This window comes from Streptomyces sp. NPDC096205 (genome assembly GCF_044763135.1).
In the GTDB taxonomy this organism is placed as follows: domain Bacteria; phylum Actinomycetota; class Actinomycetes; order Streptomycetales; family Streptomycetaceae; genus Streptomyces.
Map to the genome: position 1 here is coordinate 395,833 of NZ_JBIWFS010000001.1, position 14,900 is coordinate 410,732.

The 14,900-nt window shown below is 71.8% G+C and carries 13 protein-coding genes; 4 read left to right on the top strand and 9 right to left on the bottom strand.

Going from position 1 to position 14,900, the window contains the following annotated elements; all coding sequences use genetic code 11:
- Positions 1-10: 10 nt before the first annotated feature.
- Genes ACIQ6Y_RS01820 through ACIQ6Y_RS01840 form a run of 5 tightly spaced genes read right to left on the bottom strand, consistent with a single transcriptional unit; the run spans position 11 to position 6,471 of the window.
- The gene (locus ACIQ6Y_RS01820; protein ID WP_404031419.1) at positions 11-2,116 is read right to left on the bottom strand and encodes an endo-beta-N-acetylglucosaminidase; all 2,106 of its coding nucleotides are present in this window, start codon (positions 2,114-2,116) and stop codon (positions 11-13) included.
- On the bottom strand, positions 2,113-3,378 hold the full coding sequence (locus ACIQ6Y_RS01825) for a glycosyl hydrolase (protein WP_404031422.1): 1,266 nt from the start codon (positions 3,376-3,378) through the stop codon (positions 2,113-2,115). Before ACIQ6Y_RS01825 ends, ACIQ6Y_RS01820 begins: the two co-directional genes overlap by 4 nt.
- A gap of 31 nt (positions 3,379-3,409) precedes the next feature.
- On the bottom strand, positions 3,410-4,240 hold the full coding sequence (locus ACIQ6Y_RS01830) for a carbohydrate ABC transporter permease (protein ID WP_404031424.1): 831 nt from the start codon (positions 4,238-4,240) through the stop codon (positions 3,410-3,412).
- Positions 4,237-5,178: a carbohydrate ABC transporter permease gene (locus tag ACIQ6Y_RS01835; protein ID WP_404031427.1), complete on the bottom strand. Its 942-nt coding sequence runs from the start codon at positions 5,176-5,178 to the stop codon at positions 4,237-4,239. The genes ACIQ6Y_RS01830 and ACIQ6Y_RS01835 overlap by 4 nt, the downstream gene beginning before the upstream one ends.
- 6 nt (positions 5,179-5,184) lie before the next feature.
- On the bottom strand, positions 5,185-6,471 hold the full coding sequence (locus ACIQ6Y_RS01840; protein ID WP_404031429.1) for an ABC transporter substrate-binding protein: 1,287 nt from the start codon (positions 6,469-6,471) through the stop codon (positions 5,185-5,187).
- Positions 6,472-6,688: 217 nt separating this feature from the next.
- Between ACIQ6Y_RS01840 and ACIQ6Y_RS01845 the strand changes: the two genes are divergently transcribed.
- Positions 6,689-7,699, top strand: a complete 1,011-nt coding sequence (locus ACIQ6Y_RS01845) for a LacI family DNA-binding transcriptional regulator (protein ID WP_404033643.1) — start codon at positions 6,689-6,691, stop codon at positions 7,697-7,699.
- A 90-nt stretch (positions 7,700-7,789) separates the two neighbouring features.
- Positions 7,790-9,133: an amidase gene (locus ACIQ6Y_RS01850; RefSeq protein ID WP_404031432.1), complete on the top strand. Its 1,344-nt coding sequence runs from the start codon at positions 7,790-7,792 to the stop codon at positions 9,131-9,133.
- Positions 9,134-9,188: 55 nt separating this feature from the next.
- On the opposite strand, the gene ACIQ6Y_RS01855 is transcribed toward ACIQ6Y_RS01850, so the two are convergent.
- A complete protein-coding gene (locus tag ACIQ6Y_RS01855) occupies positions 9,189-9,362 on the bottom strand; it encodes a hypothetical protein (RefSeq protein ID WP_404031434.1) in 174 nt (57 codons plus the stop codon).
- A 457-nt stretch (positions 9,363-9,819) separates the two neighbouring features.
- On the opposite strand from ACIQ6Y_RS01855, the gene ACIQ6Y_RS01860 reads away from it, so the two are divergent.
- Together ACIQ6Y_RS01860 and ACIQ6Y_RS01865 are read left to right on the top strand one after the other, a co-directional pair.
- Entirely contained in the window at positions 9,820-10,272 is a 453-nt protein-coding gene (locus ACIQ6Y_RS01860; protein ID WP_404031436.1) for an HD domain-containing protein, read from the top strand.
- Between the two features lie 111 nt (positions 10,273-10,383).
- Positions 10,384-10,557 carry a hypothetical protein gene (locus ACIQ6Y_RS01865; protein ID WP_404031439.1) on the top strand — a complete coding sequence of 58 codons (174 nt, stop codon included), beginning with the start codon at positions 10,384-10,386 and terminating at the stop codon, positions 10,555-10,557.
- A 19-nt stretch (positions 10,558-10,576) separates the two neighbouring features.
- On the opposite strand, the gene ACIQ6Y_RS01870 is transcribed toward ACIQ6Y_RS01865, so the two are convergent.
- The 3 genes from ACIQ6Y_RS01870 to glgC all read right to left on the bottom strand — a co-directional run bounded on the left by ACIQ6Y_RS01870 (position 10,577) and on the right by glgC (position 14,887).
- Positions 10,577-12,070 (bottom strand): SDR family NAD(P)-dependent oxidoreductase, encoded by a 1,494-nt coding sequence (locus ACIQ6Y_RS01870; RefSeq protein WP_404031442.1) that lies wholly within the window; start codon positions 12,068-12,070, stop codon positions 10,577-10,579.
- 154 nt (positions 12,071-12,224) lie between these two features.
- Positions 12,225-13,565, bottom strand: coding sequence for a wax ester/triacylglycerol synthase family O-acyltransferase (locus tag ACIQ6Y_RS01875; protein ID WP_404031444.1), 1,341 nt, complete (start codon positions 13,563-13,565; stop codon positions 12,225-12,227).
- Between the two features lie 101 nt (positions 13,566-13,666).
- Positions 13,667-14,887 (bottom strand): glucose-1-phosphate adenylyltransferase, encoded by a 1,221-nt coding sequence (gene glgC / locus ACIQ6Y_RS01880; protein WP_404031447.1) that lies wholly within the window; start codon positions 14,885-14,887, stop codon positions 13,667-13,669.
- Positions 14,888-14,900: the final 13 nt, after the last annotated feature.

The window sequence follows — 14,900 nt, forward strand, 5'->3', positions numbered from 1 at the left end:
TGGGCTGCTCCTACCAGGGACGGGTGACGGTCACGGGGTCCGACGAGGTGTACAGCTCCCCCACCGCGCGCAGTTCGAACCGCGCCGCCCGCTCGCCCTGCTCGCGCTGGAGCCCGCCGACGAAGTAGGCGCGCTGGCAGGTGGCGCCGAGGAAGCGGCGCGTGCCGTCGGGGAGCAGGCGGTGCAGGGTGTAGTGGCGTACGGTGCCGGGGGCGGGGTTCCAGGCGAGGCGCAGGTCGCCCGCCGACGCCGCGGTGACGCGGAACCCGGTGGGAGCGGCCGGGGCCTGGGCGGGTGCGGTACGTACGGCGATCCCGCCGAGCCGCCAGCGGACGGGGGCGGGGGCGGAGCCGGAGCCTGCGGCGGGCGTGAGGCGGACGCCGAGGGCGTGAATGGTGTCGCCCTTGGTGAGCCCTGTGAGCTGGACGGTCGTGGTGTGCCAGGTGTTGGCCGAGTTCACAGGGAAAAATCTGTACGGCGGCGTCGACCCGGGCGTGCTCGGCTCGGCGGTCGCGACGGCCAACTCGACTTTCACCGCACCCTCGTCGATCCGGTCGGTCAGCTCGACCACCGTGTGAACTCCGTCAACACCCACCGGCAGCCGTGTCGCATACACATCCAGCACCACCGGCGCGTCCAGTTCACCCGCGAGAAGCACACTGCTCCCGCCACACCACGCGTCGGCGAAATCGAAGTTCACAGCCGGCCGCGCACCGCCGCCGCCCTCCGTGTGAACCGCCCACCTCCGCGACGGCAGCCGGTCCTGCAGCCCGAGGTGGTTCCAGGGCGCGGTCGAGGTCACCCGCCCCTCCTCGTACCACCGCAGCCCGTGCCCGGTGTTGAACACGCTCGCGAACGGCACCGACGTCACCGTTGACCGGTCGGCCACCACCACCGCCGGCGCCCGCCACGGGTCGGCCGGGTCCGGCCGCGAGGGGTCCGCGGACCGCCCCGTCCAGAACCGGTCGTCCGCCGCGTGGAAGTCGCCCGGCGCGCGCCCGTCCGCCGGCAGGTGGTTGCGCGTCCACTCGGGCCGGTAGAAACCGAGCGAGACGACGTCCGGCGACTGCGCGGGCACGATCGCGTCCCAGTTCACCGTCGAGTTCCAGCCGTTCGACTCGACGTCGACACCCGCCCACAGCTCGTACCGGCTGCGCCCCAGCCGTTCGGCGCGCTGCCCCGAGGAGGCGAGCCGCGCGGCCGTCCAGCGGAAGTCGACGAACATGTCGTCGGCGGCCAGGAAGAACGGCTCGTTCTGCGAGGTCAGGCCGCCCTGCCAGCTCACCGTGCCGTTCACCGTCATCGCGTCGTACCAGGTCACCCGCTGCCCGCGGGCCGCCGCCAGCGACTTCAGCTCGCGCAGGAAGCCCAGCATGGCCGCCCCCAGCGCCGGGTCGCCGCCGCCGGTCTCGGCGTTCACGAACCATCCGTCGAAGCCGTACGCCGCCGCGACCTCCACCAGCCGCGCGGCCAGCGGATACCGTCCGGCGGCGTCCTTCTGCACCAGGTCACGGGTCCACCGCAGCTGTCCGCCGTACGCGGCCGGCGGCAGGAAGATGTTGCCGAGGACGCGCACGCCGTGCCGGTGGGCGGCGTCCACGATCGGTGCGTTCGGGGCGAGGATCAGCCCCTCGCCGGACGAGCCGCCCCAGAACACCAGCTCGTCGATGTACGCCCAGTGAGTGAGCGCGTAGTAGTCGGCGGTGGCCGAGCCCTGCGAGGGGTTGCCCGAGGTCGGCCCGAAGGACACCAGCGACTGGATGCGGGCCTGGGCGTCGCGGGCGGTGGCGTTGGCGGGGGCCGGGGTGAAGCGCGGGGCGAGCGGGACGGTCGACGCGTTGAACGGCAGGTCGGTGTCCTCGGCCGCGCGCCAGCTCTTCAGGCTGCGCCAGGTGATGCCGGGGCCGGGCGTGCCGAAGGGCAGGAAGTCCGGGTACCAGTACGAGGCGTACGGCTGGAGGGAGGCGGCGCGGGGCGTGGCTCCCGCGACCCCGGCGGCCCCCGCGGCATCAGCGACTCCCGCGGCCTCGGCGGGATGCGCCTGAAGCGCGGGAAGGCCGGGGACCATCGCGGCGGTCGCTCCGGCGAGGAGCACGGTGCGTCTGGTGGGGTTCACGAGCGGGTGCCTCCTGGGAGTCCGGGTGGGGCGGGGAGTACCTGTTCGGGAGTGACGGTCTCGGTGATGCCGCGCGCGGCCAGGTGTTCCTTGTCGTCGGCGCGGGTGTCGAGGACGGTGGTGGGGCGGGCGCCGTCGGCGGTGAGCCGGAAGAAGGCGTCGAAGACGGGTCCGCCGGGCGCGCAGCGCGAGCGGGCGCCCGGATCGGCGGGCACGACGAGGGCGGTCGTACGGGCTTCGGGCGCGCGAGTCCCTTCGCGCGCGGCCCGGGCGAGGGCGAGGGCCGCCTCCTTGGGCCGCCGGTCGTTGGTCAACAGGCCCAGGCCGTACTCGAGTTCCGGGAAGTCGGCGAGGTCTCGGGAGACGTCGTGCGAGCACCACCAGGTGATGCCCCACAGGTCGGGGCAGTCCAGGGCGTTCGCCACGGTGGCCGCGGTGAAGTCCGCCGCGTGCTCGGGCGGGATCAGCGGGGCGGGGGCCCCGACCTCCTGGAGCCAGACGGGCCGGTGCGGGTCGTCGGCCCAGGCCTTGGCGAGCTCGATCAGATACGCGGCATGGTGCTCGGTGGGCACAGACATACGGCCGTGCCGCTGGGCGGTGCCGTTGAAGACCCAGGAGTGCACGGCCGTGACGGCTCCGCGCCGGGCGGCCTGCGCCGGAGTGAAGGGCTGGTCGTCCTGGTACCAGGTGGCGTCGTACTCGGCGTGCAGATGGAGCCGGCCGGGGGCGCCCTCCTCGCAGGCGGCGAGCATCCGCTCCAGCCAGGCGTCGATCTCGTCGGCGCTCGCCCGGTCGGGGTCGGGGTGGGGCCCTGCCGCGAACTGGTTGATCTCGTTGCCGAGGGTCATGCCGAGGAAGTTCCGCCGGGCGGCGAGTGCGGCGGCGAGGGTGCGCAGGTAGGCGGCCTGGCCTTCGATTACCGACGGGTCGGTGAAGAGGTTGCGCCGGTGCCAGGTGCGGGTCCAGGCGGGCAGGAAGTCGAAGCTGCTCAAGTGCCCTTGCAGTCCGTCCACGTTGACGTCCAGACCGCGTTCGCCGGCCGCGTCCACGAGCTGCACCAGCTGCTCGACGGCCCGGCCGCGGATCAGCGAGCGGTTCGGCTGGAAGTACGGCCACAGCGGGAAGACCCGGATGTGGTCCAGGCCGAGGGCGGCGACGGAGTCGAGGTCGGCGCGTACGGAGTCGAGGTCGAAGTCGAGCCAGTGGTGGAACCACCCTTCGCTGGGCGTGTAGTTGACGCCGAAGCGCACGGCAGGAGGCATGCGGTGTCCTTGTACAGACGAGAGGGGGGTGTCAGCCCTTCACTGCGCCCTCGCCGACCCCGCGGAAGAAGTACCGCTGGAGACAGGCGAAGAGGGCGATCAGCGGGGCCACGGCGATGACCGTGCCCGCGGCGACGAGGCGTTCGTCGTTCGCGAAGGTGCCGTGCAGGTAGTTGAGCCCGATGGTCAGCGTGAACTTGGACGGGTCGCTCAGCACGATCAGCGGCCACAGGAAGTCGTCCCAGGCGCCCATGAAGGCGAAGATCGCGACGACGGCCACGGTCCCCTTGACCGACGGCAGCGCGATCCGCAGGAACCGCTGCCAGACGTTCGCCCCGTCGACGTAGGCCGCCTCCTCGATCTCGTACGGCAGGTTGAGGAAGGCGTTGCGCATCAGCAGCACGTTCATCGCGCCGATGCAGCCGGGCAGCACCACGCCGACCAGGGTGTTGTTCAGGCCCAGCTCCCGCATGGTGGTGAACTGGGCGATGATGATGCCCTCCACGGGCACGAGCATCGCCAGGACGAACGCCAGGGTTGCGGCGCGGCGGCCGCGGTAGCGCAGCCGGGCCAGCGCGTATCCGGCGAGCGCGGAGCCGACGCAGTTGGTGACGACGTTGGCGCCGGCGACCTTCAGGGAGTTCAGGGCGTAGTCCCAGACGGGGATGGTGTCGGCGACCCATGCGTAGTTGTGGAGCGTCGGATCCGAGGGCACGAAGCTCGGCGGGGAGCTGTAGATGTCCTCGGTCGGGCCCTTCAGGGACGTCGAGAGCTGCCAGAGGAACGGCCCGACGGTGAGGGCGAGGACGGCGAGCAACAACACGTATCGCAGGACCAGTTCACCGGTACGCGCCCCCCTCATGCCCCCTCCTTCCGGTCGGCCCGCAGCACGAGCAGCATCAGGGCGACGGTGACGACGAAGACGACGACGGACAGGGCGGAGGCGTATCCGACGCGGCCGGTCAGGCCGGTGCCGGTGCGCTGCACCAGCATGACGAGGGTGGTGTCCTCGCCCGCCGGACCACCGCTGGGGCCGGCCATCAGATACACCTCGGAGAACACCTTGAACGCGGCCACCGACGACAGCGCGCCGACGAGCACCATGGTGGACCGGACGGCCGGCACGGTGACCGTGAGGAAGCGCCGCACGGCACCGGCGCCGTCCACCGCGGCGGCCTCGTGCAGTTCGCGCGGTACGTTCGCCAGGGCCGCGAGGTAGATGATCATGTAGTAGCCGAGGCCCTTCCAGACCGTGACGGCCATGGCGCTGAGCAGCAGCAGCCACTGGTCGCTGAGGAAGCCGACCCGGCCGACGCCGACGGCCTCCAACACCGCGTTGATGAGGCCGCGTTCGTCCAGCAGCCATACCCAGATCAGACCCACGACGACGATCGAGGCGACGACCGGGGTGTAGAAGGCGGACCGGAAGAAGGCGATGCCGGGGATGCTCTTCTGCACCAGCAGGGCCAGCATCAGCGGCAGGATCACCAGCGCGGGGACGACGCCGAGGACGTACAGCGTGCTGTTGCGCAGACCGATCCAGAACATGTCGTCGTGGAGCATCTCGCGGAAGTTGGCGAGGCCCACGAACTGTCCCGGGATCAGGGTGCGCCGGTCCGTGAAGGCGTTCGTCACGGTGGACAGGAACGGGTACAGCACGAACGCGCCGGCCACGAGCAGCCCGGGAGCGGCGAACAGCCAGGGGCTGGTGGGCAGTTGGCGGCGCACCCCGCGTGGCGTCGGAGGCCGCGTCCCGCTCTGCTCCCGAGGTCGCATCCGGGTGACGGTCGAGGAGGCCATGCTCGCTCAGCCCTGCTGCCGCAGAAGCCGGTCGCAGGCCTCGACAGCGTTGTCAAGAGCCGCCTCGGGGCTCTCCTTGCCCTGGAGCGCACGGGCGACGGCGTTGCGCAGCTCGGTCTTCATCTGTTCGCTGAACAGCACGGGCGTGTAATTGACGGCTGTCTTCAGCGACTTGGCGGCGGCGACGCGTACGCGTGTCTCGTCGGTGCCGTCCTCCTTGGTGAAGTACGGGTCGTCGAGCGAGCCGGCGGTGCTGGGGAAGATGGCGACCTGCCGGGCGAACGACATCTGGTGCGCGGCGTCGGTGACGAAGTGCGCGAACGCGACGGCGGCCGGCTTGCGCTTGCTCTGCGCGTTGACCATCACGCCCATCACATACATGTTGGCGTGGCCGGTGCTGGTGATCTGGTCGGTGATGCCGATGTTCTCGTACAGGCCGGGCGCCTGCTTCTTGAAGTTGCCGAGATCGAGGGCGCTGCCGGGGTTCATGGCGACGGCCTGGGTGAGGAACTTCTTGCCCGACGACTCGGGCGTGGCGGTCAGCGCCTGCGGGTCGAGCGCCTTGGCGTCGTACAACTCCTTGTACCTGGTGAGGAGTTCGACGCCCTTGGGGTCGTTGAAGGCGAAGCCGGTGCCCTCGTCGTTCATCAACGGGACACCGTAGCGGCCGAAGTCCTCGATGGTGGGCACGTTGGCGAGGGTGGCGACCTTGCCGTCGCTCTTCTTCGCCAACTGCAGGGCGTCGTCGAAGAGTTCGTCGTACGTCCGCGGCGGCTGCTCGGGGTCGAGGCCGGCCTTCTCGAAGAGGGACTTGTTGTAGAACAGCGGGCCGGTGTTGAGGTACCAGGGGAAGGCGTACGTCCCGGTCACGCCCGGCACCTGGTGCCCGGCCCAGGCGCCCTCCAGGTACTCCTTCTTGTACTGCCCGGCCGCCTTGTCCAGGTCCAGGGCGAGGCCCGCCTGGGCCAGCGGGGCGACGAGGTCCGGGGAGACGTTGACGACGTCGGGCAGGGTGCCGCCGGCCGCGTCGGCGCTGATCTTGTCGGCATAGCCCTCGGCGGGCTGGTCGATCCACTTGACCCGGGTGCCGGGATGCTTCTTCTCGAACTCCGCGATCAGATCCTCGAAGTACGGCTTGAAGTTGGCGCGGAGATTCCAGGTCTGGAAGGTGATGTCGCCCTCGACCTTGCCGGAGGCGTCACTCGTGCCGCCGTCGTCGCCGGAGCCGCAGGCGCTCAGCGGCAGAAGGGTGCACAGGGCGGCGGCTGCGAAGGTCCTGCGGGAAAGAGGCATGCCGAACGGGTCTCCTTTGTGCCGGAGTTGGCCAACGACGGAGACCTTGCACGCCGCCGCGCAGGGTCGTCAATCCATCGCGCACAGCTAATTTGTTTAGCGCTAATGCGCATTAGGTTGACGAAGCTGAAGCGCATTAGCTGTACTGTCCGGAAACCGCCGCGGGGAATGGGGAGGCAGTGTGCAGGGCAGGCGTTCACCGGCCCGGCGGCCGACGATGAAGGACATCGCCCGGCATGCCGGGGTCTCCCAGAGCGCCGTCTCCTTCGCGCTGAACGGCCGGCCCGGGGTCTCCGACGACACCCGCGAGAAGGTGCGCCGGGTCGCCGAGCAGCTCGGCTGGCGGCCGAGCACGGCGGCACGGGCGCTGTCCGGGGAGGGGGCCGCGACGGTCGGGTTCGTGCTCGCCCGGCCGGCCGACACGCTCGGCGTGGACTCCTTCTTCCTCCAACTGGTCTCCGGCATCCAGGAAGTGCTGGCGGAGCGCCACCTGGGCCTGCTGTTCCAGGTGGTGGAGGACGTGGCCGACGAGTGCGCGGTGTACCGGCGCTGGTGGGCCGAGCACCGGGTGGACGGCCTGCTGGTGGCCGACCCGCGCACCGACGACCCGCGGCCCGACCTGCTGGACGAACTCGGCCTGCCCGCCGTGGTGATCGGCGGCGCACCCGACGAGCGGCACCCCGGCCTGTCGACGGTGTGGGCGGACGACGCGGGCGCGATGGCCGCGGTGGTGGACGAACTGCACGGCCTCGGCCACCGCCGGATCGTCCACATCGCCGGCCTCACCGGCCTCGCGCACACCCAGCGCCGGATCCGCACCCTGCGCGCCGAGGCGGAGCGGCGGGGCCTGACCGAGGTCCGCTCGGTGACCACCGACTACTCCGACGAGGCGGGCGCCGCGGTGACCCGCCGGGTCCTCACCGCGGCCCCGGCACCGACCGCGCTGATCTACGACAACGACGTCATGGCCGTCGCCGGCGTCGCCGCGGCCGCCGAACTGGGCTTCTCCGTCCCGGGCGACGTCTCGGTGGTCGCCTGGGAGGACTCGGCCCTGTGCCGCATGGTCCGCCCCCGCCTGTCCGCGCTCTCCCGCGACAGCGTCCAGTTCGGCCGCACGGCCGCCACGGAGCTGACCGCGCTGCTGGACGGGGGGCCGGCTCGTACCGTGCGGGTACCGGTGCCGCGGCTGCTGGGGAGGGAGAGCACGGGGGCGGCGCGCACCGAGTGAGGTGCCGGCCTGCCCCCCCCTCTCGACGTACGGCCCCGCCTACCGGCACAGTTCTCCGTGCATACTCACCAGTAGCCCCGAGGAGCCGTCGTGACCAGTTGGGTGGGCCGGACCGCCGTCGAGATCGCTGCCGCTGTGCGGGAGAAGCGGGTCACGCCCCGGGAGGTCGTGGCGGAGCATCTGGCGCGGATCGAGCGGCTGGACGGGCGGATCGGGGCGTTCCGGGTGGTGCGGGCCGGGGCGGCCCTGGCCGAGGCGGACGAGGTGGGCGCCTGGGCGGACCTCGCCGAACTGCCGCTCGCCGGGGTGCCGGTGGCGGTGAAGGACAATCTGGCGGTGCGCGGCGAGTCGATGCGGGTCGGCTCGGCGGCGACACCGGAGACGCCTTCGGACGAGGACCATGTGACGGTCGCCCGGCTGCGAGCGGCGGGCGCGATCGTGGTGGGGCTGACCAACGTCCCCGAGCTGTGCGTCTTCGGTACGACCGAGGGCGTGCACGGCACCTCCCGGAACCCGTGGGACACCTCGCGCACGGCGGGCGGCTCCTCCGGCGGCAGCGCGGCCGCCGTCGCCGCCGGGTTCACGCCGATCGCGCTCGGCAACGACGGGATGGGCTCGCTGCGCATTCCGGCCGCCAACTGCGGGCTGGTCACCATCAAGCCCGGACACGGCGTCGTACCGGCCGGGATCGGCGACGGCGACTGGTTCGGAATGTCGGAGAACGGGCCGCTCGCCACGACGGTCGAGGACGTGCGGCTGATGCTGTCGGTGCTCGCGGACACGGAGGTGCCGCACAGCGAGGAGCCCGCGCCGCGCTCGGTGGCGGTGTCCCTGCGCAGCCCGCTGGCCGGGGTCGCGATCGCCAGGCCGTATACGAACGCCGTGCGGGAGGCGGCCGGACTGCTGGCGGTGGCGGGACATCGGGTGCGGCGCGCGGATCCGCCGTATCCCCTGTCGCTGAGCCTCACCGCGCTCGCGCACTGGACGGCGGGCACGTCGGTGGACGCGCAGGGCCTCGATCCGCGGCTGCTGACGCGGCGCACCCGGGTGCATGCCGCTCTCGGGCGGCGTTTCGTGGCGGGGGTGCGGGGCGGGGAGAGCCGTGCGGCGCTGCGGCGGCGGCTGGAGCCGTTCTTCGCGGAGCACGATGTGCTGCTGATGCCGGCGCTGGCCCGCCGCTCCCCCAAGGCCGGGCCGTGGCACGAGCGGGGCTGGCTGCGCAACATCGCGGTGAACAGCGCCTATTCGCCGATGACTCCGCCGTGGAACCTCACCGGCTGGCCCGCGGCGGCGGTGCCGTTCGGCACCCTGCCCTCGGGCGCGCCCTGCGCCGTGCAGCTGGTGGGCAGGCCGGGGTCGGAGGCGGAACTTCTCGAGGTCGCGGGGCAGTTGGAGAAGCTGCATGCGTGGGAGCGGACGGCTCGGATCAGCTGAACCCCGTACGGGCATGCACGCTGCACGCCCGTACCGGCGACGACGGACAGCCTGTTCAGTCCACGCTGGGCAGGATGTGGGGCTCGGCGAGGTCGTCCTCGTAGCCCGCGAGCCGGATGGGGGCCGAGCGGGCCCACACGTCCAGGCTGCCGAGCTCGTCGGGCCTGCGGCCGGTACGGTCCGTGCGTTCCTTGGGGCGCTGGTCGCGATTCGTCTTCTCCGGTGTCACCGCGCACTCCTTATGTGTCGGGTCACCCTCGGGCAGTCGGTCAGGTCGCGCTCGGCACCTGACGCCCGCTCGGGTCTGGTTGAAAACCGTCCGGACGCGGTGGCGTCGATCTTTCGGTGCGAGAGCAGACCGTGATGGACCGGCTGTTCCCGGGACGGACCGTGGGTGTGGGTGGGACCCGCTGTGCTGTCCGTCCGAGTCAGGATAACCATCTGAGCGGGTGCCCGCTCGACTGGGCTGAAAACATCGAGTAACTATCCGAAGTCGGACAGCCTCAGAGGGCGAGCATTTCCTCCCGCTTTGATACACGAAGAGTGGCTTTGCGGCCACTCGTTCAGCCCAGCACATCGAACAGAATTTCGCCCCGGCCATGACGTTCAGGTGCCGTTGGCTCGGCCGAAAACTAGCCATGATCTGCTGGCGTACCCCTACGGCTGTCTCGCGGGAGGACGGACGCATGGAGCTGCGCGGCGTCGACGAGCTGATGGACCTGCTGAGCGTGTGCCGGGGCGTCCGCACCCCCGGCGACCCCGTCGATCTGCACGAGCACTCCCTGCAGACGGCGGCCCTGCTGCGCCGCGGCCGCCCCGCCGACAAGGAGCTCCAGGTCGCCGGGCTGGTGCATGAGCTCGGCCGGGTACTGCAACCGGGTGACCACCCCGGGCACGCGGACCTGGCGGCGGAGGCGGTCCGGCCGCTGCTCGGCGACCGCGTCTTCCGTCTCGTACGACTGCACCGGGCGGCCGGGACGGGGCCGGGGGCCGGTCCGCTCGGGGAGGACGTGCTGAGCCTGCGGCAGGCGCACGACGCGGCGCGTGTCCCGGACCTCGACGCCGGGGTCCTCGACGACTGGCGCACGCTGCTGGAACTGCTCGCGGCCCGGCACTCCCGGCTGGGCGCGGTGGACTGATCCGGCCCGCCGGGCGTACGGCGGGACGCGGTGCGAGCATGGGAACTGCCCGGACCCGGCGCCCAAAAGCCCTCGGACGCCCGGCAGGCTGCCTCACCGAAGGAGGCGCAGATGAGTCAGACCGAGCTGCCCCCGCGCCGCCCGCGCACGCTCGCCGAGCACAAGGAGCTCGCGAAGACCGTCCTCTTCTACGCGCTCGCCGTCGGCGCCGTCCTGTTCGCCATCGCCGCGCTGATCTTCGCACTGGCCTGGTCGGACCTCGCGGACAGCGCGAGGCCCTTCTGAGCCGGCACGGCCCCCCGGCTCACCACTTGCCGGGCGCGTAGTCCTTCATGAAGACGCCGTACAGGTCCTCGCCCGCCTCGCCGCGCACGATCGGGTCGTAGACCCGGGCCGCGCCGTCGACCAGGTCGAGGGGCGCGTGGAAGCCCTCCTCGGCCAGGCGCAGCTTGTCGAAGTGCGGGCGCTCGTCGGTGATCCAGCCGGTGTCGACCGAGGTCATCAGGATGCCGTCGGACTCGAACATCTCCTGGGCGCTGGTGCGGGTCACCATGTTCATCGCGGCCTTGGCGGCGTTGGTGTTCGGGTGCCCCGCGCCCTTGTAGCCGCGGCCGAAGACGCCCTCCATCGCCGAGACGTTGACCACGTACGCGCGCTTGCTGTGCGCCTTGCGCGCGGCCTGCGCCATGGCCGAGCGCAGCTTGCTGATCAGGATGAAGGGCGAGGTGTAGTTGCACAGCTGCGTCTCGAGCAGCTCCACCGGGGAGATCTGCTCGATGGTCTGCACCCAGGTGTTGCTCTCGACGACGTCCGGCAGCAGTCCGCCCGCGTCGATGGCGGTGCCGTCGAGGTGGCGCTCGATGCTGGCGTTGCCCGCGACCAGGGCCAGGTCGGCCACCTTCTGCGCGTCCAGCCCGGAGGTGCCGACGGGCAGCGCGGCGAGGCCGTCGACCGCGCCGGAGTTGAAGGCGCCGATCACATGGTGCGGGGGCAGCTCACCGGCGGGCAGCGGGGCGGACTCGCCCTCGACCAGGGCGGCGTACGCGGACGGCAGCCGGCGTACGGTCTGCGTCGCGTTGTTGATCAGGATGTCGAGCGGGCCCTGCTCGGCGACCTGGTCGGCCAGCGCCACGGCCTGGGCGGGGTCGCGCAGGTCGATGCCGACGACCTCAAGGCGGTGGATCCAGTCCGCGGAGTCGTCCATGGCCTTGAAGCGGCGGATGGCGTCCTTGGGGAACCGTGTGGTGATCGTGGTGTGGGCGCCGTCGCGCAGCAGCCGCAGCGCGATGTACATGCCGATCTTGGCGCGGCCGCCGGTGAGCAGGGCGCGCTTGCCGGTCAGGTCGGCGCTCGCGTCGCGCTTGCCGCGGTTCAGCTCGGCGCAGTCCGGACACAGCTGGTGGTAGAAGTAGTCGACTTCCACATAGCGGCCCTTGCAGGTGTAGCAGGAGCGCGGGCGCTGGAGTATGCCCGCGATCCGCCCCTCCTCGGTGCGCGACGACGGCAGGATGCCCTCGGTCTCGTCGTCGATGCGCTGGGCGGAGCCGGTGGCGGTGGCCTCGGTGACCGCCTTGTCGTGGGCAGTCTTGGCGGCGCGGCGCTCCTGCCTGCGGCGCTGCTTGACCGTGCGGTAGATGTGCGAGGTGGCTCGGCGCACCTTGATCGCGTCGGGGTGGTCGACGTCCAGCTTGTCGAGCTCCTCCAGCACGCTGAGGCAGACGGCGAGCCGGTCGGGGTCGATGCCGGGGCCGTACACGACCTCGTCCGTGGTCGTCGTGCCGTCCTCTGTCACCGTCATGGCCGCGTTTCCTGTTTCCCTCGTCGCCCTGTTCGAACGGGGGATTCTACGGAGCGGAGGGCCGTGCTGACAAAACCGAGTCGCGCCGTGAGGGGCTGGTCACGTCCTCGGGCTGCCGGTCGTGGTGGGCCGGTCGCGCCGTTCCCCGTGCCCCTCAGGGGCATGCCGCGAGCAGCGTTTCCACCTCTGCCGACAGGGCCTCGGCCAGGTTCTCCAGGTCCGGGACCGCCTTGGCGTCCGCGACCAGGCCGTAGTGGACCTTCCCCCGGTACGTCGAGACGGCGACGGCCAGCGACTGGCCCTGGGCGAGGGGGGCGTACGGGTGGACGGCGGTGAGTTCGTGGCCGCCGAGACGCAGGGGGATGCCGGGCAGGGGGACGCTGGTGACCAGGATGTCGAACCAGAGGCGGGCGGCCTGGCCGGCGAAGGGGCCGGCGAGACGGTGGCCGAGGGCGGGGACGTGGTCGGCGAGGAGGGCGACCGCACCGGCGCCGCGGTGGGACCCCGCGTCCTTGTTGCGGTCCATCGCCGTACGGACGGTGTCGAGCCGGCCGAGCGGGTCGGGGTCGCCGACGGGGAGCCGTATCAAGTAGCCGGACAGGCGGTTGCCCTGCGGGTGGGCGGTGCGCGGGCGGCGCCTGGAGACGGGGATCAGGGCGCGCGGGGCGACGCCCTCGCTGCTGTCGCCGCGTTTGTCGAGCCAGCGGCGCAGTGCGCCGGCGACGACTGCGATGAGGACGTCGTTGACGGTGCCGCCGGCGCTCTTGCGGATGCGGTGGACGTCGTCGAGGTCGACGACCGCTCCGGCGGTACGGCGGGTGCCGGACGGTTCGGCGGTCAGCGCGGGCGAGGAGCGCACGGCCAGGCCGGACACCGCGAGGGAGGCGCCGATGTCGAGGGCGCGGCCCACGTCGGACAGGGCGCCGCGGACCAGGCCGGGCAGCCGGCGCACGTCGGGCAGGAGGCCGCCGCCCGTGGGCTCCTCGGCGTGGCGGGGCCGGGCGGCGGGCGCGTCCATGGGGTCCAGGACGGCGGCGGCGAGGGTGAGCGCGCGCAGTCCGTCGGCGAGGGCGTGGTGGAACTTGAACAGCACGGCGAAGGACACGCCGTCCTCCCCCGGCAGGACGTGCGCCTCCCACGGCGGCCGCTCGCGGTCCAGCGGGCACTGCATGAGCCGCCCGGCGGCGGCCTGGAAGTCGTCGGCCGGGGCGTGCAGGACGACATGGTCCAGCGGGTCGAAGCCGGGGTACGGCTCACGGGCCGCGCCGCCGAAGGTGGACGGGCGCAGCAGCAGGTGCGGCTCCCACGCGTCGCGGATGCGCATCCGCAGGCCGGGCACCGCGGCGGCCCGCGCCGCGAGGAGGTCGGCGGCGTGGGCGCCCGCGGTGGGCGAGTGGGCCGCGAAGACGCCGAGCGCGCCCAGGTGCATGGGGTGCTCGGGGGACTCGATGTTCCAGAACGCCAGGTCGAGGGGTGCGAGCGGATCGGACGTCACGGGCTTGCCTCGCGTCGACGACGGGTGAGTCAGCAGTCAAACCCGCGCGGGCGATTACGGTCAAGCACGATCAGGCTACGTACAGTTAACAGCCGGTAAAGTCATGTCACGCGCTGGCCCTTGCCCAGGGCGATCACCCCGTTCTTCGAGACGCTGTACAGCTCGGCGTCCCGCTCCGGGTTCACCCCGATGGTCGCGCCCGGCGGTACCTCGACGTTCTTGTCGAGGATGGCGCCCCGCACGACCGCGCCCCGCCCGATGTGCACGTTGTCGTGCAGCACCGAACCCTGCACCACCGCGCCGGGGTCGACCACCACGCCGGGCGACAGCACCGACCGGGTGACCTGGCCGCGGATCAGGCAGCCCGCGCTGATGATCGACTCGCCGGCTATACCGCCCGCGTTGAAGCGGGCGGGCGAGAGCTGGTTGGAGTGGGTGTAGATGGGCCACTGGCGGTTGTACAGGTTGAACGCCGGGCGCTCGGCGATCAGGTCCATATGGGCGTCGTAGTACGCGTCCAGGGTGCCCACGTCCCGCCAGTAACCCTGGTCGCGGCTGGTCTCGCCGGGAATGTGGTTGTCGCTGAAGTCGTACAGCTGGGCCTCGCCGCGGTGGGTGAGCTGGGGCAGGATCGAGCCGCCCATGTCGTGCACGGACGCCTGGTCCTCGGCGTCCCGCTGGAGCGCCTCGATCAGCACCTTGGTGGTGAAGATGTAGTTGCCCATGGAGGCGAACACGCAGTCCGGGGCGTCGGCCAGTCCGGGCGGGTCGGCGGGCTTCTCCAGGAACCGCTCGACGGTACGGCCGTCCGAGCCGGGTGAGATCACCCCGAACGACGACGCCTCCGCGCGCGGCACCCGTATCCCGGCCACCGTCACCCCAGCACCGGCCTCGATGTGCCGGGCCAGCATCTGGCGCGGGTCCATGCGGTAGACGTGGTCGGCGCCGAACACGGCGACGTACTCGGGCTGTTCGTCGTGGACCAGGTTCAGCGACTGCAGGATCGCGTCGGCGCTGCCCAGGTACCAGCGCGGGCCGAGCCGCTGCTGGGCCGGCACGGGTGTGACGTAGTTGCCCAGCAGGCTCGACATCCGCCAGGTGGTGGTGATGTGCCGGTCCAGCGAGTGCGACTTGTACTGCGTCAGCACGCAGATGCGCAGGATGTCGGCGTTGACGAGGTTGGACAGGACGAAGTCCACGAGGCGGTAGGTGCCACCGAACGTCACCGCCGGTTTGGCACGGTCCGCGGTCAGCGGCATCAGGCGTTTGCCCTCGCCCCCCGCCAGCACGATCCCGAGAACAGAAGGTCCCCCACGACGCATCGCCGCTCCCCTC